At 62.6% G+C, this 25,454-nt stretch carries 19 protein-coding genes and 2 pseudogenes; 14 read left to right on the top strand and 7 right to left on the bottom strand.

Annotation, left to right across the window (positions count from 1 at the left end; all coding sequences use genetic code 11):
• Positions 1-8 precede the first annotated feature (8 nt).
• The gene (locus tag J1N02_RS30770; protein WP_027605673.1) at positions 9-662 is read right to left on the bottom strand and encodes a response regulator; all 654 of its coding nucleotides are present in this window, start codon (positions 660-662) and stop codon (positions 9-11) included.
• On the bottom strand, positions 659-1,837 hold the full coding sequence (locus J1N02_RS30765; protein WP_421148222.1) for a sensor histidine kinase: 1,179 nt from the start codon (positions 1,835-1,837) through the stop codon (positions 659-661). The genes J1N02_RS30770 and J1N02_RS30765 overlap by 4 nt, the downstream gene beginning before the upstream one ends.
• A 164-nt stretch (positions 1,838-2,001) precedes the next feature.
• Between J1N02_RS30765 and J1N02_RS30760 the strand changes: the two genes are divergently transcribed.
• Positions 2,002-2,520 (top strand): SgcJ/EcaC family oxidoreductase, encoded by a 519-nt coding sequence (locus tag J1N02_RS30760; RefSeq protein ID WP_027605675.1) that lies wholly within the window; start codon positions 2,002-2,004, stop codon positions 2,518-2,520.
• A 923-nt stretch (positions 2,521-3,443) separates the two neighbouring features.
• Positions 3,444-4,775, top strand: a complete 1,332-nt coding sequence (locus J1N02_RS30755; RefSeq protein ID WP_098479625.1) for an ABC transporter substrate-binding protein — start codon at positions 3,444-3,446, stop codon at positions 4,773-4,775.
• A 3-nt stretch (positions 4,776-4,778) separates the two neighbouring features.
• Here the strand turns inward: J1N02_RS30755 and J1N02_RS30750 are convergent, their stop codons facing one another.
• The 5 genes from J1N02_RS30750 to J1N02_RS30730 are packed head-to-tail and all read right to left on the bottom strand — an operon-like array spanning position 4,779 to position 12,332.
• Positions 4,779-6,410 (bottom strand): dipeptide ABC transporter ATP-binding protein, encoded by a 1,632-nt coding sequence (locus J1N02_RS30750; protein WP_098479624.1) that lies wholly within the window; start codon positions 6,408-6,410, stop codon positions 4,779-4,781.
• Positions 6,407-7,291, bottom strand: coding sequence for an ABC transporter permease (locus tag J1N02_RS30745; protein ID WP_098479623.1), 885 nt, complete (start codon positions 7,289-7,291; stop codon positions 6,407-6,409). Before J1N02_RS30745 ends, J1N02_RS30750 begins: the two co-directional genes overlap by 4 nt.
• A gap of 3 nt (positions 7,292-7,294) precedes the next feature.
• The gene (locus J1N02_RS30740) at positions 7,295-8,245 is read right to left on the bottom strand and encodes an ABC transporter permease (protein WP_098479622.1); all 951 of its coding nucleotides are present in this window, start codon (positions 8,243-8,245) and stop codon (positions 7,295-7,297) included.
• Positions 8,242-9,855 (bottom strand): ABC transporter substrate-binding protein, encoded by a 1,614-nt coding sequence (locus tag J1N02_RS30735; protein ID WP_098479999.1) that lies wholly within the window; start codon positions 9,853-9,855, stop codon positions 8,242-8,244. The genes J1N02_RS30740 and J1N02_RS30735 overlap by 4 nt, the downstream gene beginning before the upstream one ends.
• A gap of 44 nt (positions 9,856-9,899) precedes the next feature.
• On the bottom strand, positions 9,900-12,332 hold the full coding sequence (locus J1N02_RS30730; RefSeq protein ID WP_027605681.1) for a TonB-dependent receptor plug domain-containing protein: 2,433 nt from the start codon (positions 12,330-12,332) through the stop codon (positions 9,900-9,902).
• Between the two features lie 505 nt (positions 12,333-12,837).
• On the opposite strand from J1N02_RS30730, the gene J1N02_RS30725 reads away from it, so the two are divergent.
• The 12 genes and pseudogenes from J1N02_RS30725 to J1N02_RS30670 all read left to right on the top strand — a co-directional run bounded on the left by J1N02_RS30725 (position 12,838) and on the right by J1N02_RS30670 (position 25,445).
• A complete protein-coding gene (locus J1N02_RS30725) occupies positions 12,838-15,711 on the top strand; it encodes a PAS domain-containing sensor histidine kinase (RefSeq protein ID WP_368960861.1) in 2,874 nt (957 codons plus the stop codon).
• Entirely contained in the window at positions 15,711-16,340 is a 630-nt protein-coding gene (locus J1N02_RS30720) for a response regulator (RefSeq protein WP_065927714.1), read from the top strand. The genes J1N02_RS30725 and J1N02_RS30720 overlap by 1 nt, the downstream gene beginning before the upstream one ends.
• Positions 16,341-16,656: 316 nt before the next feature.
• Positions 16,657-17,685 (top strand): methyl-accepting chemotaxis protein, encoded by a 1,029-nt coding sequence (locus J1N02_RS30715; protein ID WP_264675410.1) that lies wholly within the window; start codon positions 16,657-16,659, stop codon positions 17,683-17,685.
• 13 nt (positions 17,686-17,698) lie between these two features.
• Positions 17,699-18,067 (top strand): response regulator, encoded by a 369-nt coding sequence (locus J1N02_RS30710; RefSeq protein WP_027605685.1) that lies wholly within the window; start codon positions 17,699-17,701, stop codon positions 18,065-18,067.
• Positions 18,068-18,100: 33 nt separating this feature from the next.
• Positions 18,101-18,418: an STAS domain-containing protein gene (locus J1N02_RS30705; RefSeq protein WP_027605686.1), complete on the top strand. Its 318-nt coding sequence runs from the start codon at positions 18,101-18,103 to the stop codon at positions 18,416-18,418.
• A 4-nt stretch (positions 18,419-18,422) separates the two neighbouring features.
• On the top strand, positions 18,423-20,555 hold the full coding sequence (locus tag J1N02_RS30700) for a chemotaxis protein CheA (RefSeq protein ID WP_098479620.1): 2,133 nt from the start codon (positions 18,423-18,425) through the stop codon (positions 20,553-20,555).
• Between the two features lie 23 nt (positions 20,556-20,578).
• Positions 20,579-21,829 (top strand): annotated as a pseudogene (locus J1N02_RS30695) (MCP four helix bundle domain-containing protein); the annotation flags it as partial.
• A gap of 69 nt (positions 21,830-21,898) precedes the next feature.
• A pseudogene (locus J1N02_RS30690) lies at positions 21,899-22,876 on the top strand (methyl-accepting chemotaxis protein); the annotation flags it as partial.
• A 123-nt stretch (positions 22,877-22,999) separates the two neighbouring features.
• A complete protein-coding gene (locus J1N02_RS30685; RefSeq protein ID WP_371263367.1) occupies positions 23,000-23,512 on the top strand; it encodes a chemotaxis protein CheW in 513 nt (170 codons plus the stop codon).
• Between the two features lie 105 nt (positions 23,513-23,617).
• Positions 23,618-24,142 (top strand): chemotaxis protein CheW, encoded by a 525-nt coding sequence (locus tag J1N02_RS30680; protein ID WP_421148221.1) that lies wholly within the window; start codon positions 23,618-23,620, stop codon positions 24,140-24,142.
• A gap of 21 nt (positions 24,143-24,163) precedes the next feature.
• Positions 24,164-24,967: a CheR family methyltransferase gene (locus J1N02_RS30675; RefSeq protein WP_027605691.1), complete on the top strand. Its 804-nt coding sequence runs from the start codon at positions 24,164-24,166 to the stop codon at positions 24,965-24,967.
• Positions 24,960-25,445: a chemotaxis protein CheD gene (locus tag J1N02_RS30670; RefSeq protein WP_092358146.1), complete on the top strand. Its 486-nt coding sequence runs from the start codon at positions 24,960-24,962 to the stop codon at positions 25,443-25,445. Before J1N02_RS30675 ends, J1N02_RS30670 begins: the two co-directional genes overlap by 8 nt.
• The last annotated feature ends 9 nt before the right edge of the window (positions 25,446-25,454 follow it).

Here is a 25,454-nt window from a genome sequence, read left to right as displayed (position 1 = left end):
GGGCCGCCTCATGTGGGTGTCACCAGGCCCAAGGCGATGCCCCGCACGGCGGCCTGGGTACGGTCAGCCGCGCCGAGCTTGCCGATCACCCGCTCGACATGGGCCTTGGCCGTGCCGGTGGTAATGCCCAGGTGTTCGCCGATGGCGCGGTTGCTCATGCCGTTGGCGACCAGGCCGAGGACCTGGCGTTCCCGTGGGGTGAGCGGTTCGCCGGGGGCGGCACCGCTGGCCTGGCGTTCGGTCATGCGCCGCAACAGCCGGGCGCTGACCGCCGTGTTGAGCGCTTCGCCACCGGCGGCCACGTGTTGCAGCGCCTGGATCACCTCGGCGCGGCTGGCGTCTTTGAGCAAGTAGCCCACCGCACCGGCATTCATGGCCGCCTCCAGGTACTCGGGGCTGTCGTCCATGGTGAACATCACCACCTTCACCGCCGGCAGGCGTTGTTGCAGCAAGCGTGCGGCGCCCAGGCCATTGAGCCCGGGCATGCGAATGTCGAGGATGACAATATCCGGCAGCAGTTGCTCACACAGCTCCACCGCTTGCAGGCCATCGCTGGCCTGGCCGACCACCTCGAACTGCGGATGGCCGGCCAGCAGGGAGACAAAGCCGGTGCGCGTGACTTCATGGTCGTCCGCCAGCACCAGGCGCAGGACGTGGGTCATTGGGGGACTCCAATCAAGTGCGCAGGCACGCGCGCGTGCAGCCGGGTACCGCCGTCGACGGTGCTGACGCAGGTGAAGCTGCCGCCCAACAGGCTGGCGCGCTCCTGCATGGTGGCGAGGCCCAGATGCTGGGCGTCATCCGTTGATGGCTCTGCCTTGAAGCCTCGGCCATTGTCGTCCAGCCGCAGGGACGCCTGGCCGTCGTGCAGCGCCAGGGCCAGTTGCACCTGGCTGGCGCGCGCATGCTTGAGCACATTGTTGATGGCTTCCTGGCCGATCCGGAACAAGGCGATTTCCACCTGGCTGGGTAAGCGCGCCTCACAGTACGCCTGCCACACCACGTTGATGCCGGCGTCACGCAGGCGGTCGGCCTCCTTATCGAGGGCTTTGAACAAGCCGAAATCATCCAGCACCGTGGGACGCAGGCCCGCAATCAGTTGCCGGCCCTCGCCAACCGAGTGTTGGGCCAGGGTAAGAATCGCCTCGAGGTCGGTGGCCAATGCCTCCGGCAGCGGCGGGCAGCGCCCGGCAAAGCCTTGCAGCCGCTGGTGCAGGCCCGCCAGGGTTTGCGCCAGGCCATCGTGGAGGTCGTAGGCGACGCGCTTGCGTTCGTCTTCCTGGGCGCGGAGCAAGCGGTTGACCAGGTCGGACAGGGTTTTGTCGCGCAGCTTGAGGGTGCTCAGCAGCCGGTCGTTTTCCAGGTGGGCGGCCAGCAATGTGGCGAGCAGTTGCAGGGATTCGCTGTCTTCGTGCTCCGGCGCCCGCAGGCTGACGCTATTGCCCAGCACCAGTACACCAAAGGCATCGCCGTCACCGGCGCGCAACGGCACTTGCAAGACGCTGGGCACGTCCTCGGATGGCCGCTCCTGCCAACACGCCGTGCGCAGGCTGCGGTCGGCGAGGGCGGCCAGGCTGCCCAAGCGCGACGGATTGCCATGGCGGGCGCTGGTATAGGCGATGCCCTCGGCGTCCCACTCCTGCAGCAGCCCGTGGTCCATGGCCAGAAACGCGCAGGCCCGCGCGAGCACGCGTTCGCGCATGGCGTCGGGGGGCAGTTGGCGCAACTCCTGGCCGGTATCCACCAACAGCCGCAGGCGCGCCGTACGACTTTGCGATTGGCGAAAGTGCGCGCGCATGGCCAGGGCGCTGCCGGGATCATGGGGCGTGTCATGCATGGTTGATGCTCCATTGCTGCGGGCGCGAGGGGGATCTATTAGACAGGGTCGGACCCCTTGGGCGCTATCTGCCAAATGGCATAGGTAAATACCTCCGGTTGGCCGATGGCGGCCGGTGGGCAGGTTGGCAAAGTGGCCGCAACGACGACCACTGGAGTATCGCCATGAAATTCAAGATTGCCCCGATCGCCCTGATGTTTGCCCTGAGCGTACCGTTTGTTCATGCCGCCGAGACGGCCCCGTATGTCTACCGTGAAGTCGCCCAGGCGCCGGCCAATGTCAAAGACCGCGAGATTGCCGGTTTATTCGACCGCTGGAACAGCGCCCTGCAGACCGGCAACGTGAAATCCGTGGTCGACCTCTACGCGCCGGGCGCTGTGTTGCAGCCGACCGTGTCCAACCAGGTGCGCACGACGCCGGAGCAGATCACCGACTACTTCGACCACTTCCTGGCGCTCAAGCCGGTGGGCCAGATCAACTACCGCGAGATCCGCCAACTGGGCAGCAACGTGGCCATGGACAGTGGCGTCTACACCTTCACCCTGACCGAGTCGGATGGCAAGGTGCGTCAGGTGCAGGCGCGCTACACCTTCGTCTATGAGCAGGTGGGTGGCCAGTGGAAAATTCTTAACCATCATTCTTCGGCGATGCCTGAAGTCCAGGCCAAGCACGCCAAGCAGTAATGGCTGGAGGGAAAATGCCCATCCCTTACCGGGGGTGGGCATTTTTTTGTTGGGGCTGGGAGATTGTTCCTGTGACGGCTCGGGAACCGATGCCATCATCTAACTGATGGCCCCCTCCCACATTTGGATCTCCACATATCAGCTAGAACTCGGTTTGCTTCTGCTCTGCTTCTGCTCTGCTCTGCTCTGCTCTGCTTCTGCTCTGCTTCTGCTCTGCTTCTGCTCTGCTTCTGCTCTGCTTTTGCTCTGCTTTTGCTCTGGCTTTTGATCTTGATCCTAGGCGCCCCGTCAAACACGCTGGCCGAACGCAGGCTTGAATCCGTGGGTAACCCGGCAGGACGCCGGGTTAGCCGTCCTGGGCCAAGGATGGCCCATGACGGCGGCCCACGGATTCAAGCCTTCGTTCGGGCACACCGAGCCTGGGCGAGGTGCCGAGTGTTGGGGCAAGAGCCCTTTGGTTACTTTGGGGCTTTTCCAAAGTGACCCGCTGTAAGAGCGGAACCATAGGTGGTCGTGACCGCAGCAACGGATATGTACTCATTCCAACTCCAGCGCATGGTCGGCCCGAAGGCCGCCACGGAAGCAACCACCCTCACCACTCGGCACCTCGCCCAGACTCGGTGTACCCGTCACCCGGTGAGTGCAGCGACGCTTTGGCGCCGTCCGGGTCATACCAGGCGTACTCGTAGTAGCGGTTGGTGAGGCTTTTCAGTTGCAGGTCGACGCTGACGACCGAGCGCGGTGTTGGTGGCGCAACAGCGGTTCAATAAAGTGTTCGATTGTCCTGGTCGTGAAGGGTGACCGGTACAGCGCCAACCCTCGAATGTGAGGGCTTCCAGGCTTGGCATGAATTGTGTTGTGACCCGATTGGCGCTGACCCGACAACGGGAGGGAAACCTCACCTTTCATAAGAAACCACACCCATGCACAACGTCTTGCAACGCACAGTCATCGCCAGCCTGCTGGCACTCGGCGCCTTGGGCGGGCCGGTGGCCCAGGCCGCCAATGATCAACAGTTCATCCCGCTGGCCACCTACCGGGTCGGCGCCTATGCGTCCAGCGGCATTCCGTGGTGGGCGGGGGAGATTGATTACTTCCGCTACATCAACGAGGTCGAAGGCGGCGTGAACGGCGTCAAGCTGGTCTGGCAGGAATGCGAGACGGAGTGGAAGACCGACCGCATCATCGAATGCTATGAGCGCTACAAAGCCGGTCTCGACGGCGCACCCACCGGGTTCTTCTTCACCCACAGCACACCGGCCTCCTATGCGCTGATGGACCGTGCCGCCATTGACCACATCCCGCTGATCGACGGCGCCGGCGGGCGTACCGAATCCACCGATGGCCGCGTGTTCCCCTACGCGTTCCCGCTGTTGCTCAACTACTACGGCCAGGCGTCGGTGGGCATCAACTACATCGCCCAGCGCGAAGGCGGCCTGGACAAGCTCAAGGGCAAGAAGATCGTCACCGTCTACCACGACTCCGCCTACGGCCGCGAAACCCAGGCGGCCATGCAGTTGCTGGCGCAAAAGTACGGGTTCGAGAACATCCAGATCCCCGTGGCCGATCCCGGCAACGAGCAGTCCACCCAGTGGCGCCAGGTGCGGCAGATCAACCCGGACTGGGTGTTCCTGCGCACGTGGGGCGTGTCCACCCCCGTCGGCATCAAGACCGCCGTGCGCTTTGGCATCCCCGTGGACCGCCTGATCGGTGATGTGTGGGCCGGCTCCGAAGCCGACGTGATACCCGCCGGCACCGCCGCCAAGGGCTACCAGGCGCTGGCGCCGTTCCCCGGTGGCGACAGCTTCGAGATCCATAAAAAGCTCAGGCAGTTCATCCTCGATCCCGGCAAGAGCAACCTCAAGGACCCCAGCTACTTCGGCAAGGTCTACTACAACATCGGCCTGATCAACGCCGCGATTGCCGTCGAAGCGCTGCGCACCGGCCAGGCAAAATTCGGCAACCGCGCGCTGAACGGCGAGGAAACCCGCTGGGCATTCGAACACCTGGACATCGACGCCGCGCGCCTCAAGGCCATGGGCTTCGAAGGTCTGCTGGCACCGTTGAAGCTGTCCTGTGCCGACCACGAAGGTGGCGGCTCCGCCCGGGTGCAGCAGTGGGATGGGCAAAAGTGGGTGCTGGTGACCGACTGGCTGCAGGCCGACCGCGCCACCTTGCGTCCGTTGATCGAAGCCAAGTCCGCCGCGTATGCCCAGGAGAAGGGCATCGTGGCGCGTGATTGCTCGGCACAGTAAACCTCAGGCGGCGCTTGCCGTGACGTGACGGCCAGGGATGGCCGCAATCAATTCACGGGTGTAGTCGCTGGCCGGCTGGTTGAAGATGCGCTCCACCGAGCCCTGTTCAACCACGCGGCCATTGCGCAGCACCAGCACCTCATGGGCGAAGTTGGCCACCACTGACAAGTCGTGGGACACCAGCACGTAGGCGATGCCCATTTCCCGTTGCAGCTCTTCCAGCAGGTCAAGAATGCGCGCCTGCACCGACACGTCGAGGGCGCTGACCGGTTCATCCAGCAACAGCAGGTCGGGTTTCAACGCCAGGGCCCTGGCGATGGCGACCCGTTGGCACTGGCCGCCGGACAGTTCACGGGGCAGACGATCGAGAAAACTCGCCGGCAGGTGCACGCGGCTGATCAACGCCCGCGCCGCCTGTTCCAGGGCAGCGCCCTTGAGCAAGCCAAACGACACCAGCGGCTCAACAATGCTGTCGAACACGGTGAAACGCGGGTCCAGCGCCGCGAAGGGGTTTTGTTGCACCAGTTGCAGGCGTTGGCGCAACGGGCGGAAGTCGCGCCAGCTCAGGTCGGTGACGTCTTGCTGCTCGAACCGGACGCGGCCCTGGGTCGGCTTCTCCAGGCCCAGGGCGATACGCAGCGCGGTGCTCTTGCCCGAGCCGGACTCGCCGACGATGGCCAGGGTCTGGCCGGGGTAGACCTCCAGGCTCAGATCCTCCAGGGCCACGAAGGTCGAGGCTTCGCCCTTGACCTTGGGCAGGGCAAACGTCTTGCCGACGTTGTCCAGGCTCAGGATCGGCTCACGTCCCAGGTCGAGGTTGAGCAACGGTTCACGCCGCCTGGCGAAGGCGGGTGCAGCGGCGATCAGCGCGCGCGTGTAGTCGTGGCTGGGCTGCGCGAGGATCTGCCGTGGCGGACCTTGTTCCACCACCTCACCCTGTTGCATCACCAGGATACGGTCGGCACGGTCGAGCGCCACGCCCAGGTCATGGGTGATGATCAGCAGGGAAATGCCGCGTTCACTGACCAGGCGCTGCAAGTGGTCGAGGATCTTGCGCTGCACGGTCACGTCGAGGGCGCTGGTGGGTTCGTCGGCGATGATCAGGCGCGGGTTGCCGGCCAGGGCGATGGCGATCAGCACGCGCTGGCGCATGCCGCCGGAGAGTTCATGGGGGTACTGGCGCGCGCGCAATACCGGGTTGTCGATGCCCACCTGTTGCAGCAGCTCGACAATGTCGGCATCGACGCCGGGGTAGCGTTTGCCCTTGGCGAGTATCAGCGCCTCGGCGATCTGCTGGCCGATGCGCAGCGTGGGGTTGAGGCTGACCATCGGGTCCTGGGGCACCAGGCCGATGGTGCGCCCGCGCAGCTTGCGTTTCTGCCGTTCGCTGGCGTGGGTCAGGTGGTGGCCATCCACCCACAGTTCACCGGCGCCGATCTGCGCATTCTCGGGCAGCAGGCCTAGGATCGCATTGGCCAGGGTGGATTTGCCCGAGCCGGACTCGCCGACAATCGCCACGGTCTCGCCCTGGGTGAGTGAAAACGACAGGCTGCGCACCGCCGGATTGAGCTGGCCGCCGGAACGGTAGTCGACACTCAGTTGGCGCACATCGATTAAAAGCGGCTGGCTGCTCATCGCTGGATATCCTCGAACGTGCGGGCGATATGGTTGAGGCTGAACACCACGGCCACCAGGAACAGGCCGGGCAGCAAGGACACCCACGGTGCAGTGATCAGGAAGTGGCGGCCGTTGGCGATCAAGGTGCCCCATTCCGCCGCCGGTGGGGCAGCGCCGAAACCGAGAAAACTCAAGCCTGCGGTGGCGAGGATCGCGGCGCCGAAATCCAGGGTCGCCAGCACGGCTACCGGGCCCCAGGCGTTGGGCAGGATGTGCCGCAACAACGTGCGGCCCCAACTGGCACCGCCCAGGCGAGAGGCTTCGACATAGGGCAGGGTTTTCACCCGCAGCACTTCGGCACGGGTGGTGCGGGCAAAGCCGGGAATGATGCCGATGCCCACGGCAATCGCCACCGGTACCGTACCGAAGCCGATGGCCGTGACAATCGCCAGGGCCAGCAACAGGCCGGGCAGGGCCAGCAGCACATCGACAAAGCGCATGATCAGCGCATCGATACGGCCACCGGCAAACCCGGACAAAATGCCCAGCCCCAACCCGCCCACCAGGGCGATGCCGACCGCCAGGGAGGCGGCCAGCACTGACAGGCTGGCGCCGTAGACCACGCGGGTGAACAGGTCGCGGCCCAGTTCATCGGTGCCGAACCAGTGGGTCAGGTTGGGGGCGCTGAGTTTGGCGGCGGGCGCGGTGGCGTAAGGGTCGAAGCTGCTCAGCAGCTGCGGCGTCACGGCGGCGACCAGCGAGAACAGCACCACCAGCACCGCCAGGCTGAACCCTGGGCGGCGCAGCAATGGCAGGAGTGTCGCCGTTGCGCGTTGTAAGGGGCTGCGGCGGCGCCAGAGTGTTTCGCTGCGGATCAGTTTCCGGGTAAGCGTCGTCATGGTCTAGGACACCTTGGGCGTGTGGGAGATGCGCGGGTCGAGCCAGGGGTAAAGCAGGTCCACCAGCAGGTTCACCAGGACAAATGCCGCCGCCGAGACCGCGACGATGGCCAGCACCACCGGAATGTCCTGGCGCAGCACCGCTTCCTGGGCCAGGCGGCCGATGCCGGAGCGAGCGAAGATGGTTTCCACCAGCACCGCGCCGGACACGGTGTTACCCACCTGCAGGCCGATCAGGGTGAGGATCGGCAGCGCAGCGTTCCTGAACCCGTGGCGCGCCTGCACCTGGCCCCGGCTCAAGCCCTTGGCGTAGGCGGTGACGATATAGGCCTCTTTCCACACGCCCTGGAAGCTGCGTTGCAGCACCTGGGCGTACACCGCGGCGCTCGGAATCGCCAGGGTGACTGCCGGCAGCACCAGACTTTCGAAGCCCTTGCTGCCGGTGGCGGGAAACCAGCCCAGGCCAAATGCAAATACCTGGATCAGCAGCAAGCCCATCCAGAACACCGGCACCGAAAAGCCCAGGGACGGCAAGCGCGCGAGTGCTTTTTTCAACGGTTGCCAGCGGATATACGCGGTGAGGTAAGCCAGGCCGATACCGCCGAGCAGCGAGAGCACAATCGCCAGGCCGGCCAGGGAAAGGGTCTGGGGCAGGCGTTCGGCGAGTAACTCGGCCACCGGGCGATTGAGCGACAGTGACTGCCCGAAATCACCGTGCAGTGCCCCCAGCAGCAGGTCGATATATTGCTCGAACAGGCCTTTATCCAGCCCGTAGTAGGCGCGCGCCTTGGCCAGGTCTTCCACCGACAGGGCGTCGGCTTCCATGCCGGATGCACTGAGCATGATCGACAAGGTATCGCCCGGCAGCAGATAGAGGATGAAGTAGGTGATGCTATAGGCCCCCCATAGCACCAGCAGCGCCTGGCCGACCCGGCCGATCAGGTAGCGGCTCATGGCGTGCCGACCTCGATATCGCCCAGCAGCGCGAAGCCTTCGGCGGTCCAGCGGAAGTTTTTCACCTTGGGCGACGTCGCGGCCTGCCACACGCGCTCATACACCGGGAACGCCGAGCCTTCGTCGATCAGCAGGTCCTGCAGGTCGCCGTAGGCTGCCGCCCTTTGAGCGCTTTGGGTGGCGGTGATGCCGGCATCGAACAGGCCCTTGGCTTTTTCCAGGGTCGGCGCTGCGTAAAGGTTGGTGGCCAGGGTCGAGCTGTTGGCGGTGCGAGGGTCGAGGATGGTCTGCAAGATGATCGGATCGGCGCGGGTCATGTAGGTGCTGGTCAGGTCATAGTTACCGGCCGAGTTGTTGGCAACCCATTCGGCACGAGTGACCACGTTGAGCTTGACCTCGATACCGACCTTGCGCAACTGGTCCTGGAGCAGCACATCCCCGGCAGTTTCCGCCGGGGTGATGTTGTAGCTCAGGCTCAGGCGCTTGCCGTCTTTGTGCCGGTAGCCATCGGTGCCCTTGGCCCAGCCGGCCTGGTCCAACAGGCGCTCGGCACCCGCGGGGTCGTAGGCCAGCTTGGCACCCTGGCTTTTGAAGTAGGGCGTGGTGACGTCGTAGATACCGTCCACCACCGGGAATTCGGCGTTGTACACGGTGCTGGCGTAGCTCTTGCGGTCAATGGCCTTTTGCACCGCCAGCCGTACTTGCTTGTCGGCCAGTGCCCGCTCGCCGCGGGTGTTGGGGTACAGGTTCAGCGCCGGCCCCGGCAGCGAGCGGCTCTGGATGGTGGCGCCCTTGGATTGGAACAGTTTCAGGTCGACTTCCGAGAACGGGTTGCGGGGCCACAGGATGTCGGCCTTGCCTTGCAGGAACAGGCCGTTACGCACGCTTTCCTCGGGGATGTAGGTGACGTCCACCGCCTCCAGGTGCGCTTCGCCCTGGTTTTTCATATTCGCCGACGCCCAGGCGTAACCCTTGCGCTTGGTCAGGTGCGCGCCGACTTCCGGGGTGTAGCTGGCCAATACGAACGGGCCGGTGCCGATGATCTTGCCAAGCGAACGCTCCTTGACGCTCAGCGCGTAGGAGGCCGGCGCGAGGATCGCCAGGTTGGTGGTGGAGGTCGCCTGCAGGAAGCCCGCATTGGGCTTGGCGAGCACCAGCTTGACGGTGAAGTCGTCGACTACTTCGGCGCGATCAAAGCCCGCCAGGTACGTCGCGCCGAAGGTGGCCGGCAGCTCGGTCGCCAGCGCCTTGTTGCTGTCAAAGGCGGTTTTCACGGCCTTGGCATCGAAGCGTTCGCCGTTGCTGAAGGTGACGTTGTCGCGCAGGTGGAAGGTGTAGGTCAACGCGTCGTCGCTGACTTCCCAGCTTTTCGCCAGCCAGGGAATGATCCTGCCGGTCTGCGGATCCTGGTCGGTGAGGGATTCGGCGATATTGCGCAGCAGCACCCGGTGTTCGAGCCAATAGACCTGGAACGGGTCGACGCTGACCAGGGTGGTGTTGTCGCCGAAGAAGGCGATGTTCAAGGTCTTGCCGGCCTGGCTGTCAGTGCCCGCAGGCGAGCAGGCGGCCAGGCTCAATGCCAGGGCGCAAGGGGCCAATAGACGGCTCATCAAGTTGGAGGTGTTCAATGGGATGCCCTCGTATGGCGATTGGCTTAGAAGTCGTAGGCCAGCTTGGTGTACCAGTAGCCGCCGCCGGGGTAGAACGGCGGGTTACCGTAGGGCGCCAGGCCCAGGTTGCTGTACACGGCGTGCCGGTCGGGGCGCACGTCGAAGATGTTGGTGCCGCCGATGCTGACGGTGATCTGGTCGACGAAGGTGTAGCTGACGTCCAGGTCGGTGATCCATTTCGCACCGAAGCTGCGGTCGCCGGATGGGTTTACCGCCAGGGTCTTGACCGCACCGTAGCGGCTGGTTTGCAGGTTCACTGCGAGGTCCTCGACCTTCCAGTTGGCGCCCAGGATCCATTTGGTCTTGGGCGAGGCTTGGGTGAGATCGCCTTCGCGGTCGCGGCCCACCAGGGTGACGCCGGAGTTGGCCAGCGCACTCGGGGTGTCCCGTGTGCCTTCGATAGTGGTCTTGTTCCAGTTGAAGCCCAGGCTCCAGCGCACATCGCCCCAGGCATCCAGCGGCGTGGTGTGGTCGGCGACCACGTCCAGGCCACGGGTGCGGGTATCGAAGGCGTTGGTGTAGTAGTTGACCCAGGTCCCCGAGGGCACGCCTTGGGCGCTGAGGATGCCGTTGATCACGCCGTTGCCCTGGTCGTAGATATTGCTGGTCAGGGCGATGCGGTCGTCGATGTCGATCAGGTAAGCGTCGGCGGTGACGCTGGTGCGCGGTGCCGGCTGCCAGGTCAAGCCCAGCCCGAGGTTGCGTGACTTTTCCGGTTTGAGGTCGTCGCCACCCAAGGCCTTGGCCAGGTTGCTGCCCGACGGGGTCAGGCGGGTCACGGCGGGCACCACGTTGCCGTTCACATCCACGGCCACCCGGTTGTCGGCCACGGTGTAGCCGATCTGCGTCAGCGACGGCGCCCGGAAGCCGGTGCCGACGGTGCCGCGCACGGCGACGCTGTCGGTCAACTCGTAGCGCGAATTCACTTTGAGGCCGAAGGTGTTGCCCGAGTCGTCATCGTAATGTTCGATCCGCCCGGCGACGTCGAGAAACCAGCGTTCGGTCAGGTCGAAGCCCAGGTCCAGGTAGCCGGCGTAGTTGTTGCGGATCAGGCTGACTTCATCCTCCGGGCGAATCGTCACCGCCGCCTGTGCGCCCGATGCCGCCGGGTAGGTGCCGGTGATATAGGCTTCGGGGTCACCGGCGAAGGTGCTGAAATGTTCCCAGCGATGCTCCAGGCCGGCCGACACTTGCACCGGCGAGGTCAGGTTGAACAGGCTGTCGTAGCGGCGGGTGACGTCCAGATTGTTCACCCACTGCTCGAAACGGAAGGTGGCCAGGTTGTCGAACCTGGTCGGCGACGCGGTGCCCAGGGACGGGTTGATATTCAGGTCGCTGGAATGGTGGACGTTGTTGCGTCCGTAGGTGGTGCTCAGGTCCCAGTTCCACTCGGCCGCCTGGCCCTTGCCGCCGAACAGCAGTTGGTAGTCGCGGTCCTTGATGTTGTTCAGCGGGTAGTAGCCGTCGGGGAACACCTCGGGCACGGCGGCCCGGCCGGTCGGCAGGCGGAAGTAGTTGGCGGCCTCGGCATCGCGCTCGCCGTAGGTCGAGAACGAGTAGAGCGTCAGGTCTTCCAGGGGCAGTTCGGCGTTATAGGCGAGGTTGAAGGCTTTCAGGTCCGGGTCGCCGTTCTTGATGGCCACGCGGTCCCAGGCCGCTTCCCTGGCCGGGTCGTTGAAAGCGCGCACGCTGCTGTCGGCCTTGTCGTTCCAAGAGGCCTCGCCGCGCTTGCGGGCGTCGGCGGAGAGGTGGAAAAAGCCGCCGTCGCCGAGCTTGAAACCCTGGTCGCCGGCCACCTTGATCGTTTCCCCCTGGCCGGAAAACAACTGGCCGTAACTGGTTTCCAGGTGTCCGCCGCTATTGCCGGCCTTGAGGATGATATTGATTACCCCGGCCACGGCATCGGAACCGTACTGGGCCGCCGCGCTGTCTTTAAGCACCTCGATATGGTCCACCGAACTGACCGGGATCAGGTCGATGTCCACCGCATTGGCGCCGCTGTTGTCGATCGACCCGCGCTGGCCGGTGGCGCCGTTGTGTCGGCGTTTGCCGTTGACCAGCACCAGGGTATAGGCCGGGCCGAGGCTGCGGTTGCTCAGCGGACGCGTCACCGAGTTGTAGCCGGCGATATTGGTGCCGAAGTTGAACGACGGCAGCAGCTTGGCAATCGCCTCGGACAACTCGGCGCGCCCGGTCTTGAGCAGCTGTTCGCTGTTGATCACGTCAATCGGCGCCGGGCTGTCGGCCACGGTGCGTTGCTGGCCACGCAAACCGGTGGAGATCACGGTCACCGTATCGAGCTTGGCCTCGTCGGCGGCGGCCTCGGCGAAGGAGGGTGCGCCGGCCAGCAGCAGGGAACTGGTCAGCAGTGACAGGTGGAATCTTCTGCGGGGTAGGGGGGCGGCGATGTCTGGCATGTCGGAAAGGGTCCATGTAAGCCTGCTGAAGGCTCCTGGTGATCGGGGGTACGTCCTCCGCCAGGCATGGGGTCGGTGTGTGGAATGAAGATATCCCTATAAAAAACCGTGGGGAAAGTCTTTTTTGGAATAAGCTAATTATTAGATATTGTTATCTTGCGAATTTATAAGATCATCTATTTTTATTATGTGCAGGGCCTTGGCGTGGGTTGAGTGTTCGACATCCAAAACATCCACGTGGGGTGGCATGCCGGAGGCCGGCGTGAGGATTCCTTGCGGCTGAACGTAAATCTTTAGTCTGGCTGGCGCCGGCTGTAAATGAGACTACGATAGTCTCCATCAAGTGCCGGGCAATGCTATCCATAGGGTGTTGTTTTTGTGGGCACCCGTTGGGCATACATTCAATTGAATGGGTTTCAGGCTTTTATGGAGCGAGCCAGCACGGACTGATGAAGTATTTACGCTGGGTTTTTCATCGTAAGCGTGAACGCATGCAGGAGCGGTAATGGCAGACAAGGATGTGCTGCAAACCCTTGAAGGTGTGCTGGATTGCCTGTCGGGCGCGGTTGTGGTCCTGGATCGATCTGCCCGGGTCGTGTTGGGCAACCCTGGGTTTTCAAGGTTGCAGTGCCAGAACGGCGTCCCTCCCGAGACGACCACTGAGTTTCTCTCCTTGCTGCGCCCCCAGGACAGCCGGCTTTTTTATGCGGCACTGGAAAAGGCCGATGGGCGATCCCGGGTGTGTTTCGAGGCGACCGCGAGGCAGTCCGGCCGGTTGAACCTGTCGATGACACCGTGGCGCGACGACTATTTTATTGTTGAAATCCTTCCCCTGCCTGGGCCCCCAACCGCGCATTCCCACAGCGAGCGCTTCTCCGAGATCCCCCTTGAAGCCATTTTCGATTCCTCCGGCACCGGCTTGGCGCTTGTGTCACTGGACGGTCGTTGGCTGAGGGCCAACAGCGTCATTTGCAGGCTGCTTGGCTACAGCGAGGCACAGCTGCAAAACACCACGTTCATGGCATTGACCCACCCCGAAGACCGCGAAGTGGGCAAGCAACTGATAGAGGAGTTGAAGGGCGGTACACGGCAGGGCGCCACCTTGCATAAACGCTACATCCACCACGACGGTCAGGTTGTCTGGGTGCGCCTGACCGTGGGGCTGGTGCGGGACGACCAGGGGCAGCCGATCTGTTTTGTCTCCCAGTTGGAAGACATCACCGAGAACTGGCAGCTTCGCGAAACCTTGCTGGGCAGCGAGCTGAAATTCCTCACCCTGGCGGAGAATTCACCCAACATCATTGTGCGCTACGATCGCAACCTGTCGCGTACGTACGTCAATCCGACGTTCCTGCTCTTGACCGGCATGTCTTATGACGAAGCCATAGGCGCCGGCCCTGAGGAGCAGCCCGGCGATTACCTCGACCATCTGCGCCATGTGGCATCCACAGGCCAGACCGCTCAATTCCTCAACAGTTGGACGGTCGGCGCCGGTGGTGAAGCGGTGAGTTGTGTCGTCAGCCTGATGGCTGAACGCGGCCCATCCGGTGAGGTGGCAGGCGTACTGGCCATGGCCCACGACATCACTGAGTGGCGCAAACAGCAGGTACTTGAAGATGCACGTCTGCGCATCTTCGAAACAATGGCCACGGGCGCCTCACTGGACGAAACCCTGGGGTTGCTGGTGAGTTATCTTCAACTGGCCTTGCCTCACTGCTCCTGTGGCGTCGTGCTTGCTGACCCGCAAAGCCCCGGCTCGGGGGAGTCCATGGCTTCTTCCCCAGGCTGGTACGAGCCCATCCTCGGCAATCAGGGGCAGGTCCTTGGGGCTTTCGCGTTGTCGCGCTCACCCGGTTCTGCGCTGGACGAGAGCGACCGGCAGCGCGTGCGCCAGACCTGTCACATTGCCGCGATTGCCATCGAGCGCTGGCGCTCCGAATCCTTGCTCAGGGAGCGCGAGCGCCGCTACCGGGATATTTTCGACCATACCCTGGACATGTTGTGCCTGCTGGAGGCTGCGCCACGGGGTGAGCTGCGCTGTGTCGAGGTCAATCCGGCCCTGTTGCAGGTGCTTGGGAAACCCCATGGCGAGGTTATTGGCGAGACGCTGGCGTCGATATTTGGCCGGCTCAACGCGGAAAGAATCCAGACCCTCCATGACCAGTGCAGGGCCGCCGAACGGGTGGTGGAGTCTGAGGAGAGCATGGTGCTGCGCAACGAAGTGCGCAACCTGCACTTTACCCTGGTGCCGGTCGCCGACTCGGGCAGTGTGGGCCCGCGGGTGTTGGTGATCGGTCGTGATGTGACCCATTTGACCCGGGCCCGGCAGAAAGAACTGGAACGCCAGCACGACATCAACGCCCTGGTGGAAAACAGCCCGGACGCCGTCGCGCGCTTGAGTGTTTTCGGGGAGGTGCTCTACGTCAATGCGCAGTTGCGAAAATGGGTGGGCGGGGCCTGGCCGGAACTGATGGGCATGCCCATGGATGAAGTGGTGCCGCTGAACGCCCAGTCCCAGCTTTTTCGAGAATTGGTGGCCCAGGTGATTCGCCAGAACAAAGCCACGGAACAGGAGTTCTTATTGTCGGGTTTGAAAACCGCGCCCAAGGTGGTGTTGATCCACTTTGTTCCCGAGGTCGACGGCCAGCGGGTCGTCAGCGTGCTGGCCGTCGGGCGCGATATTTCCAAGCTGCGCGCGGCGGAGCGGCGCCTGGCCAATTCCAACGCGCAATTACGCGACCTGTCGACCCGCCGGGAAACGGCGCGGGAAGAGGAACGCAAACTGATTGCCAGGGAGATCCATGACGAACTGGGCCAGCACCTGACGGCGCTGCGCATGGGCATCTCGTTGCTGAGGTTTCAGTTCGGCACCGATACGCCTGAACTCACCCCTCAGGTCGAGCGGTTGATGGCGCTGACCGACAAGACCATCCAGGTGGTGCGCAACGTGTCCACGAGCCTGCGCCCCTCCGCGCTGAACCTGGGGCTGGTGTCCGGTCTTGAATGGCTGACAGCCGAATTCGTCACCCTGACCCAGGTCCCCTGTGCGTTGAACCTGCCGCTGATTGCCCTGACCCTTCCGGATACCCACGTGACCGCAGCGTTTCGCATCGTGCAGGAATCGCTGACCAATATCGCGCGTTATGCCGAAGCGACGCAGGTCAGCGTCACCCTGAGCCCGCAGGAGACCCACTGGGTGCTCGAGGTCCAGGACAACGGCAAGGGCTTTGACCCGGATGCCGTCGGCCGCCAGACCCTGGGCTTGGCCGGCATGCGTGAGCGCGGCCTGATGCTGGGCGGCAAAGTGATCATTTTCAGTCATCCTGGGCAGGGCACTACGGTCCAGGCGTTCATTCCGATGCACAAGGATAGGTATTGATGATTCGCATGCTGATCGCCGATGACCACACCATCATGCGCGAAGGGCTCAAGCAACTGTTCTCGCTGGTCGCCGACGTGCAGGTGGTGGCCGAAGCCGAGAGTGGCACGCAACTGATCGAACTGTTGCGCCAGGTCGAGATCGACCTGCTGCTGCTCGACATGAATATGCCGGGTATCAGCGGCGAGATTCTGATTGCGCGCCTGCATACCCAATACCCGAAACTGCCGATTCTGGTGTTGAGCATGCATAACGAAATCCATATCGCGCAACGGGCATTACGCGCCGGTGCACTGGGCTACCTGACCAAGGATCGCGATCCCGAAACCCTGTTGGTCGCGATGCGTCGAGTGGTCAGTGGCCAACGCTACCTGGACCCTGGGCTGGCGGAACAGATCGCGCTGCAAAGCAGTGGCTTGAAGCAGCAGACCTTTGTCGAGAGTTTGTCCGATCGCGAGTTCCAGATCCTGCGCCTGCTGGCGCACGGCATGAGCGTCAACCAGATCGCTGAGCAGTTGGTCATCAGTAACAAGACGGTCAGTACCCATAAGACCCGGCTCATGGAAAAGATGGGGTTCTCCTCCACCGCCGACATTGTGCGTTTCGCCATGACCCTGGGTATTTCCTGAAGCGTGTACGGGGGTAGGGATTTTCCTAGGCGGTTTTCCAGGATCCCTACCCCAGAATAGGGATGCTCCGATGGTGGCAGTGCCATTATCGGGCCAGTATCTCTTTCAAGCAGTCGAATGGCCGGTCAGGTCGTGACGACAAGCCTTGACAGGGAGACAGACCGTGAGCGCACCGACACCACCCCCTTCCGCTGCTTTGACCCTGTTTCCGGTTGCGTTCGCGGGCCTGCTGGGCGGGCTTGCGATTGCCTGGAGCGAGCGCTTCAGCATCGGGGCGCTGGCCGCCGGCGGCGCGGTGTTGGCGTTGTGTATCGGCATGGGCCTGTGGGCAAACGGCAGGAGCCGGGCGCAGTGGAGGGGCCTGCAGCAGCTCGATCAACAGGCATCCATTGCTCCGGCGCTGGCCGTCGATAACGGCCTGGCACAGGTGTGCGTCAGCGTGCTGCCGATCTGGTCGCGGCAGATAGAAGCGGCGCGTTCGATCAGTGAAACCTCGATTCTCAGCCTCAGCGAGCGTTTTGGCACGTTGTCATCCAACATCAGCCACAGCGTCTCCAGCAATGGCGGCCAGGACGCTTCGCAACAATTGGTCGACTTGCTGGAGGTCGGCCAGCGTGACCTCAATTCCATCGTCGTGGCCCTGCGCGCTGCGCTCACCAATAAGGAGAATGAGCTCAAGGAAGTCATGCAGCTCTCGGGCTTCACCGAGCAGCTTCAGCAGATGGCCAAGTTTGTCGGTGACATCGCCAGTCAAACCAACCTGCTTGCCCTCAACGCGGCTATCGAGGCTGCGCGAGCCGGGGAGGCGGGGCGAGGGTTTGCGGTGGTCGCCGATGAAGTGCGCAAGTTGTCGAGCATGTCCGGCGAGACCGGGCGCAAGATCAGCGAAACCGTGATCACCGTCAACGCCGCCATCGCCCGCACGGTGCAGATGTCCCGCCACCACGCCGAACAAGACACCCTGACCCTCGCCGATTCGGAGCGCGTGGTGTCGGAGGTTATCGAACATTTTCGCACGACCGCCCAGACCATTGTGCGCAACAGCCATGACCTGCAGCAGCAGAGCGCCAACGTCGCCGACGAGATTGCCCAGGTGCTGGTTGCCCTGCAGTTCCAGGACCGCGTCAGCCAGATGCTGACCTTGATTACCCGCGACCTCGACAAATTGCAGCAGCAGTTGGACGAACGTCATGAGTCGAGCCTCAGCGGACAGTCCCTGGCGCCAATGAGCAGTGACCGTTGGCTGCAGGAGCTGTCAACGGCCTACACCATGCCGGAGCAGCACGCCATTCATGGTGGTAAAGCGCCTGCCCAGGCCGATGCCAACGAAATCACGTTTTTCTAGAGGAGTTTTTCCGATGAGCAAGACCATTCTGATCGTCGACGACTCGGCCTCCATCCGCCAGGTGGTGAGCATCACCCTCAAAGGCGCCGGTTACGACGTGATCGAAGGCTGTGATGGCAAAGACGCCCTGAGCAAACTGGACGGCCGCAAAATCCACCTGATTGTCAGTGACGTGAACATGCCCAACATGGATGGCCTCAGTTTCGTCAAGGCGGCCAAGCTGTTGCCGGCCTACAAGTTCACGCCGGTCATCATGCTGACCACTGAAGCCAGCGATGCGATGAAGCAGCAAGGCCAGGCCTCCGGCGCCAAGGCCTGGATGGTCAAGCCCTTCCAGCCTGCGCAAATGCTGACCGCCGTCTCCAAGTTGATCCTGCCATAGCGATGACCAGCGACCGCTGGCCAGGAGGTTTACATGAAAAGCGCCGTCCCGATGCTACGTCGAATCCAGGTCATGGAAGGCCCCCTGACGATCTACACGGCTGCCGAGCAAAAGGACGTGCTGTTGTCGTTGTTTCCCCTGGCCCATGAAGTGGAGTTGGACCTGTCCAGTGTCGATGAACTCGACAGTGCCGGTTTGCAGCTGTTGATCCTCATCAAGCGCGAGTCTCTCAAGGAAGGCACCCAGTTGTTGCTGAGCAACCCCAGTTCGACGGTGAGCGAAGCTTTTCGCCTCAGCGGCCTTGACGACTACTTCACCAATGCGAGTTTCACCCAGTCGGTCGGAGCGTAAGCGTATGAACATGGATGACGTGCTGCAGACGTTCATTGCCGAAAGTCGCGAGCTTCTGTTGCAAATGGAAGATGCGCTGCTGCAGATCGAGAAGTCGCCCCAGGACCTGGACACCATCAACGGCCTGTTCCGCGTGGCCCACACCATCAAGGGGTCGGCCGGCCTGTTTGGCTTGATGCCGATCGTTGAGTTCACCCATGTCGCCGAAAGCGTGCTGGACCGGGTGCGCAGCCTGGAAGTGCGCGTCGACGAGGCGTTGAGTGCGTTGTTCCTCGACGCCCGTGACCATATTGGCCAATTGATCGACCTGCTGGCCGAGGACGGCAACCTGGATCGCCTGGACGAACCGGTGCGGGCTCAGGGTCAATCTATCATTGAGCGGCTGTCGCTGTATCTGGACGCGGCGGTCTCGACCCCGGCGCCGGCCCTTCAAGCGCCGGCGCCGGCGGATGAGCCAGGCGCCAGTCCCGGCCATTGGCATTTGTCGCTGCGCTTCGGCCCGGATGTGTTGCGCAATGGCATGGACCCCTTGGCGTTCCTGCGTTACCTGAGCACGCTGGGGCGTTTGCTGCACACCGTTACCTTGTTCGATGGGTTGCCGCCCATGACCGCCATGGACCCGGAAACCAACTACCTCGGGTTTGAACTCGCACTGGCCAGCGACGCGTCCCTGGAGGTCATCGATGGCGCCTTTGATTTTGTCCGCGAGGACGCGCTGGTTCGCATCCTTGCACCGAATGCTACGGTGCAGGCGTGTCGGACCCATCTCGACGGCTTGCCGGAAGATAACGCCACGCTGGTCGAGCTGCTGGTGCGTTGCGGCACATTGACCGAGGCCCAGGCCTTGCTCGTGACCCAGGACGCCGAGCAGGCACCGGTCGAAACGCGCAGCGAGCCTGATGTCCAGGAGTCGACAACGCCGCCGGTCAAGGCCGGCAAAAGCGCGGCGAGCAACGAAGGCAACCTGATTCGGGTTGATGCCGCCAAGCTGGACCAACTGATCAACCTGGTCGGCGAGCTGATCATTGCCGGTGCCGGCGCCAACCTGGTGGCGGTACGCAGTGGGATTGGCGAGATGATCGAATCCACCAGCCTGTTATCGCGGCTGGTCGAGGAAGTCCGCGACTCGGCGCTGACCCTGCGCATGGTGCAGATCGGCGCAACCTTCACGCGGTTCCAGCGCGTGGTGCGGGACGTCTCCAAAGAGCTGGGCAAGGACATCGTGCTGCACATCGGCGGCGGTGAGACCGAGCTGGACAAGACCGTCGTCGAACGCATTGGCGACCCGCTGACCCATTTGGTGCGCAATGCCATGGACCACGGCATCGAGCCTGCGTCGACGCGCCTTCAGCGGGGCAAGCCGGCCCAGGGCACGGTCCGCCTGAATGCCTATCACGAATCCGGCAGCATCGTGATCGAGGTGTCCGACGACGGCGGTGGCCTGGCCAAGGACAAGATCCTGGCCAAGGCCCGTGAGCGTGGCCTGGTAGGCGAGGCCCAGCAGCCGTCGGACAAGGACATCCTGAATCTGATTTTCGAGCCGGGATTCTCCACCGCCGACCAGGTCAGCAACCTGTCCGGGCGTGGCGTGGGCATGGACGTCGTGAAGCGCAATATCACGGCGTTGCGCGGCAGTGTCAGCCTCGAGAGCGAAGTCGGGCAGGGCACCACGGTGCGCATCCGCCTGCCGCTGACGCTGGCGATCATTGACGGTTTCCTGATCGGGGTGGGCAAGGCTTCTTACGTGATTCCGCTGAACATGGTGGAGGAGTGCATCGAGCTGGCACCTCAGCGGGGCACCGAAACCGGCTACCTGGACCTGCGGGGCGAGGTGCTGCCGATCCTGCGGCTGCGCGACATGTTTGATGTGCAAGAGCCTGGAGGCAACCGGGAAAACGTGGTCGTCGTGCAATACGCAGGCTTGCGTGCCGGCCTGGTGGTCGATCGCCTGCAGGGGGAGTTCCAAACCGTGATCAAGCCACTGGGCAAAGTGTTTGGTGATGCCCATGGGCTGGGCGGGTTCACCATCCTCGGAAGTGGAGCCGTTGCGCTGATCCTGGATATCCCGAATTTGCTAGGACAGGTTGCCAAGGAAACCCCCCATCGTTCGATCCCAAGCCCTTTATCGACTCATTGAAGCGTCATCAGGAGTGCCTCGCCATGACTGTTATCAGAAATATCATGTTGCTGGTTTTCACAGCCATGCTGGGTGTCTTCGTGTTGGGTGGCACCAGCCTGTACCTGGCCGGTGAAATCAATACGAGCGCCAGCTATGCCAACGTCAATACGGTGCCCAGCCTGTTGGAGATCGACCGCGCCGCCGCGGCCTTCACCGACCTGCATGCCTTGCAATGGCAACGCTTGAACGAGACCGACAAAAACAGCGTGCCGGCTTACGCGGCCAGCGTGGCGCAGGATTTCAGCGCCGTTGGCAAAGCCCTGGATCGCTATCAGGCCGAGTTGACCTCCGACGAGCACGATGCGGCGTTGTTGAAACAACTGCGCGGCCACTTGGCTGAGTTTGCGGCGTTGCAGACCCACTTCGACAAGCTCATCGATGACGGTGACCAGGCCTCGGCCCGTGCATTGATCGAGACCAGCCAGCCCCTGCAGACCGCCGTGCTCACGGCGATCAGCGAGCTGCGTGAATACAACCTGGAACTGGGGCGCAAGGGCCAGGTGCTCGCCACCACCACCGAGAAGAACGCACGCACCCTCATCCTGCTGGTGAGCGGCCTGACCCTGGTGGCTACCCTGCTGATCGGCGTCTTGCTGGGGCGCAATCTGATGCGCCGGCTCGGGGCGGAACCTACCGTGGTGCAAGCCTATGCGGCACGCCTATCGGCCGGCGAATTGAATGCCAAGGCGACGCTCAGGGCCGGAGACACCACCAGCCTGATGGCGAGCATGCAGCAGTTGGGCGCGAACCTGCATGACTTGATCGTGGAGATGGACCGTATGTCCAGTGAGCACGACAAGGGCGAGATCGATGCACAGATCGATGCCGGCCGCTTTCATGGCAGTTACCGCTCCATGGCCCAGGGCATCAACGATATGGTCAACGGCCACATCGCGGTGAAGAAAAAAGCCATGGCCTGCATACGCGCCTTCGGTAACGGTGATCTGTCTGCGCCCCTGGAACAATTCCCCGGCAAAAAAGCCTTTATCAACGACAACATCGAGCTGTTGCGCAGCAACATCCTGGCGCTGATCAATGAAATGCAGCACATGTCCAGCGAGCATGAAAAAGGTGACATTGACGTGATGATCGATGTCGAGCGCTTCGCGGGTTCGTACCGGGATATCGGCCAGGGCATCAATGACATGGTCAACGGCCATATCAACGTGAAGAAAAAGGCCATGGCCTGTATTCGCGCGTTCGGCGAAGGGGATTTGTCCGCGCCCCTGGAGCGTTTCCCCGGCAAGAAAGCCTTTATCAATGAAAACGTCGAGCAACTGCGCGCCAATATCCTGGCCCTTGTGGAAGATACCAGCGAGATCAGCGACAGTGCGCTGATCGGCAAGCTGGACACCCGCCCTGACGCCGCCCGGCACCAGGGCGATTTCCGCCGCATCATCCTCGGTATCAACGGTTCTCTGGACGCGATCATCGTACCGATCACCGAGGCCATGGAGGTGCTGTCGGCGATGGCCGCCGGCGACCTGACCCGCAACATTACCGGCGACTACCAGGGCAAGTTCCTGGAGCTGAAGCACTCGGTCAATGGCACCGTGGAAAAACTCTCGGAAATCATCGGCGAAGTACGCGGCTCGGCGGACTCGCTGTCGAGTGCTTCGGAAGAGATTTCCGCCACCGCCCAAAGCATGGCCCAGTCGGCTTCCGAGCAGGCGGCATCGGTCGAACAGACCTCGGCGTCGATGGAGCAAATGTCGGCGTCCATTTCCCAGAACACCGAAAATGCCAAGGTCACCGATGGCATGGCGGGCAAAGCCAACAAGGAAGCCTCGGAAGGCGGTCGAGCCGTGAAGGACACCGTGGCGGCGATGAAAACCATTGCCGAAAAAATCGGCATCGTCGATTCCATTGCCTACCAGACCAACTTGCTGGCGCTCAACGCGGCAATCGAAGCGGCACGGGCCGGCGAGCATGGCAAAGGCTTTGCGGTGGTCGCGGCCGAAGTGCGCAAACTGGCGGAGCGCAGCCAGATTGCCGCACAGGAAATCAGTGAGGTGGCCAAGAACAGCGTGGCCTTGGCCGAACGGGCGGGCAACCTGCTGGACGAGATTGTGCCGTCGATTGCCAAGACCTCCGACCTGGTGCAGGAAATTGCGGCTGCCTCGGAAGAACAATCCATCGGTTCCGAACAAATCAACAGCGCGATGTCGCAGATGAGCCAACTGACCCAGCAAAACGCGTCGGCCTCCGAGGAGCTGGCGGCGACGGCCGAGGAAATGAGTGGCCAGGCCGAGCAGTTGCAGGAACTCATGGGGTTTTTCACCGTGCAAAGCAAACGTGCCGGGCGCAATGTCTCGATGCCCCAGATCAGCCGAGCCATGTCCACCCAGGACCTGGACAGTCGCTCCTCGGACGGCGGTTTCGTCCGCTTCGGGAGTTGACCCATGGGCACCTCAGCGGGCATGCAGGGCGCTGTCGAAGCTGCGTCGCCAGTGGATGAACCCTTGCAGTACCTGACCTTCCTGGCGGCCGAGGAGATGTACGCGGTCAATACCCTGAGCGTTCGTGAAATCATCGAATACAACCAGGTGACCAGCGTACCAATGATGCCGGAATTCCTGCGGGGGGTTATCAACCTGCGCGGCTCGGTGGTGCCGGTCGTGGACCTCAAGGCGCGTTTCGGCAAGGGCACGACGGTACTGGGCAGTCGCACCTGCATCGTCATCCTTGAGGCGGCGAAGGAGGGCGAATCCCAGGTCCTGGGGGTGGTGGTGGACTCGGTCAGCGAAGTGATCGAGATACTCGAGATCGATATCAAGCCCGCTCCGGCGTTCGGCAATCACATTCGCACCGACTTCATCGGGGGGATGACCAAGGTGCGAGGCGAGTTTGTCACGCTCCTGCAGATCGAGCATGTGCTGTGTGTCGATGAGATAGCCGGCCTGATCGCTGTCTAGGTATCTCCCCGGCGGATAGAGCTGTTGTGGTGAGCGGGCTTGCCCCGCGCCGGGGTGCGAAGCGCCCCTGATGAAGACGAAAACGTATGTGACCCGAGGTGAATCATGGCCCCACCCATCGACAGTCCAGGCAATGCCAGCGTCCCGAGCCCAAGCCAGTACCTCACCTTTGTGCTGGGGGAGGAGATGTTCGCCGTGGGCACGCTCAACGTTCGGGAAATCATCGAATACGGGCCGATCACCAGCGTGCCGTTGCTGCCTCCCAGCATACGTGGGGTGATTAACCTGCGTGGCGCGGCGGTCCCCGTGCTCGACCTGGGGGTGCGCTTTCGCGGCGAACGCACGGTGCAGACTCCAAGGACCTGCGTTGTGATCATCGAGGTGCAGGCCAATGCCCAGCGCAAACCAGTGGGCATCATTGTCGATGCGGTCAGCGAGGTCCTGGAAATCGCCGACCAGGACATCGAGCCGTCGTTGAATTTCGGCACCGATGTCGGGGCCGACTTTTTACTGGGCATCGGCAAACTGGAGAGCGGTTTCGTGCTGTTGCTGGACATCGGTCGCGTGTTGTCCCTGGAACAGGTCGATGCGCTGGTCAACCTTGAGTCTTCGCTACCTTCGATCGCCTGAACAGGCTGGGGGAATGTCCTGATGAACGTGATCCTCTCTGACGCCGAGTTCGTGCAGTTTCGTGACCTCATCTATCAAATCGCCGGCATCAGCCTGTCCGATGCCAAGAAACAGTTGGTGAGCGCTCGCCTGGCCAAGCGACTGCAGGTGTTCAAGCTCAATACCTACGGCGCTTACTACAAGGTGCTGATGAAGGACAGCGTGGAGTTGCAGGTAGCGGTGGACATGCTGACCACCAACGAGACCTACTTTTTCCGTGAGCCCAAGCATTTTGATTTCCTGCGCGATGTAGCGTTGCCCGAGCTGCGGGGCAGCGGGCCGTTGCGCATATGGAGTGGCGCCTGCTCGACCGGCGAAGAACCCTACACCCTGGCAATGGTGCTGGCGGACAACCTCGCCGGCCGGCCCTGGGAGATTGTCGCGTCGGACATCAGCAGCCGGGTATTGGAAAAAGCCCGCCTTGGGCGTTATCCCCTCGACGGCATACGCGGCATCCCTGAGGCGCTGTTGAACAAGTATTGCCTCAAGGGCGTGGGCGCCAACCACGGTTGTTTCATGGTCGACCCGGCGCTGGCGGCGAAGATCGATTTCCAGTCGATCAATCTGAATAACCCGCTGCCGAAGCTGGGGATGTTCGATGTGATCTTCCTGCGCAACGTGATGATCTATTTTGACAACGACACCAAAGTACAGGTGGTCAAGCGCCTGGTCAGTCACCTCAAACCGGGCGGGTACTTTCTGGTCAGCCATTCGGAGAGCCTCAACGGCATCACCGATCAGCTGCGGCTGGTCAAGCCTTCCATCTACCGGAGGCCGCATGCCTGACCGTCGACCGCCCAACGAGGTGTTCCTGAATCCCGGCGAGTGGTTTTTCGGCTCGGGTGCGATTCGCCTGCGTACGGTGCTGGGATCCTGTGTTGCATTGGTGTTCTGGCATCCCCGGCGCTTGCTGGGGGGCATGTGTCACTACCTGCTGCCACAGCGCGCCGTGACCAAACAGGGCGTCCTGGATGGTCGCTACGGCAACGAAGCCTTTGAACTGTTGCTCGCTCGAATACAGTCGATCAAGGCCCTGCCGACGGAGTTCAGGATCAGCGTATTCGGCGGTGGCAACATGTTTCCCGGGCTTGTGCGCTCGGACAATGATTACGTCGGCCAGCGCAATGTCGAACAGGCCATGCGCCTGCTCGACCTGCATCAGTTGCGGTGTCAACACTTCCATGTGGAAGGCGTGGGTTATCGGACCATTGTGTTCGATCTGGCCAACGGCGAAATCGAACTCAACTACCTGGCCTTGAAGTGAACCCCCAGG

This window comes from Pseudomonas sp. NFX5, assembly GCF_049132125.1.
Lineage (GTDB): Bacteria > Pseudomonadota > Gammaproteobacteria > Pseudomonadales > Pseudomonadaceae > Aquipseudomonas > Aquipseudomonas marginalis.
Note: the sequence above shows the minus strand (reverse complement) of the source record. Positions and strands in the feature narration are given on the sequence as shown.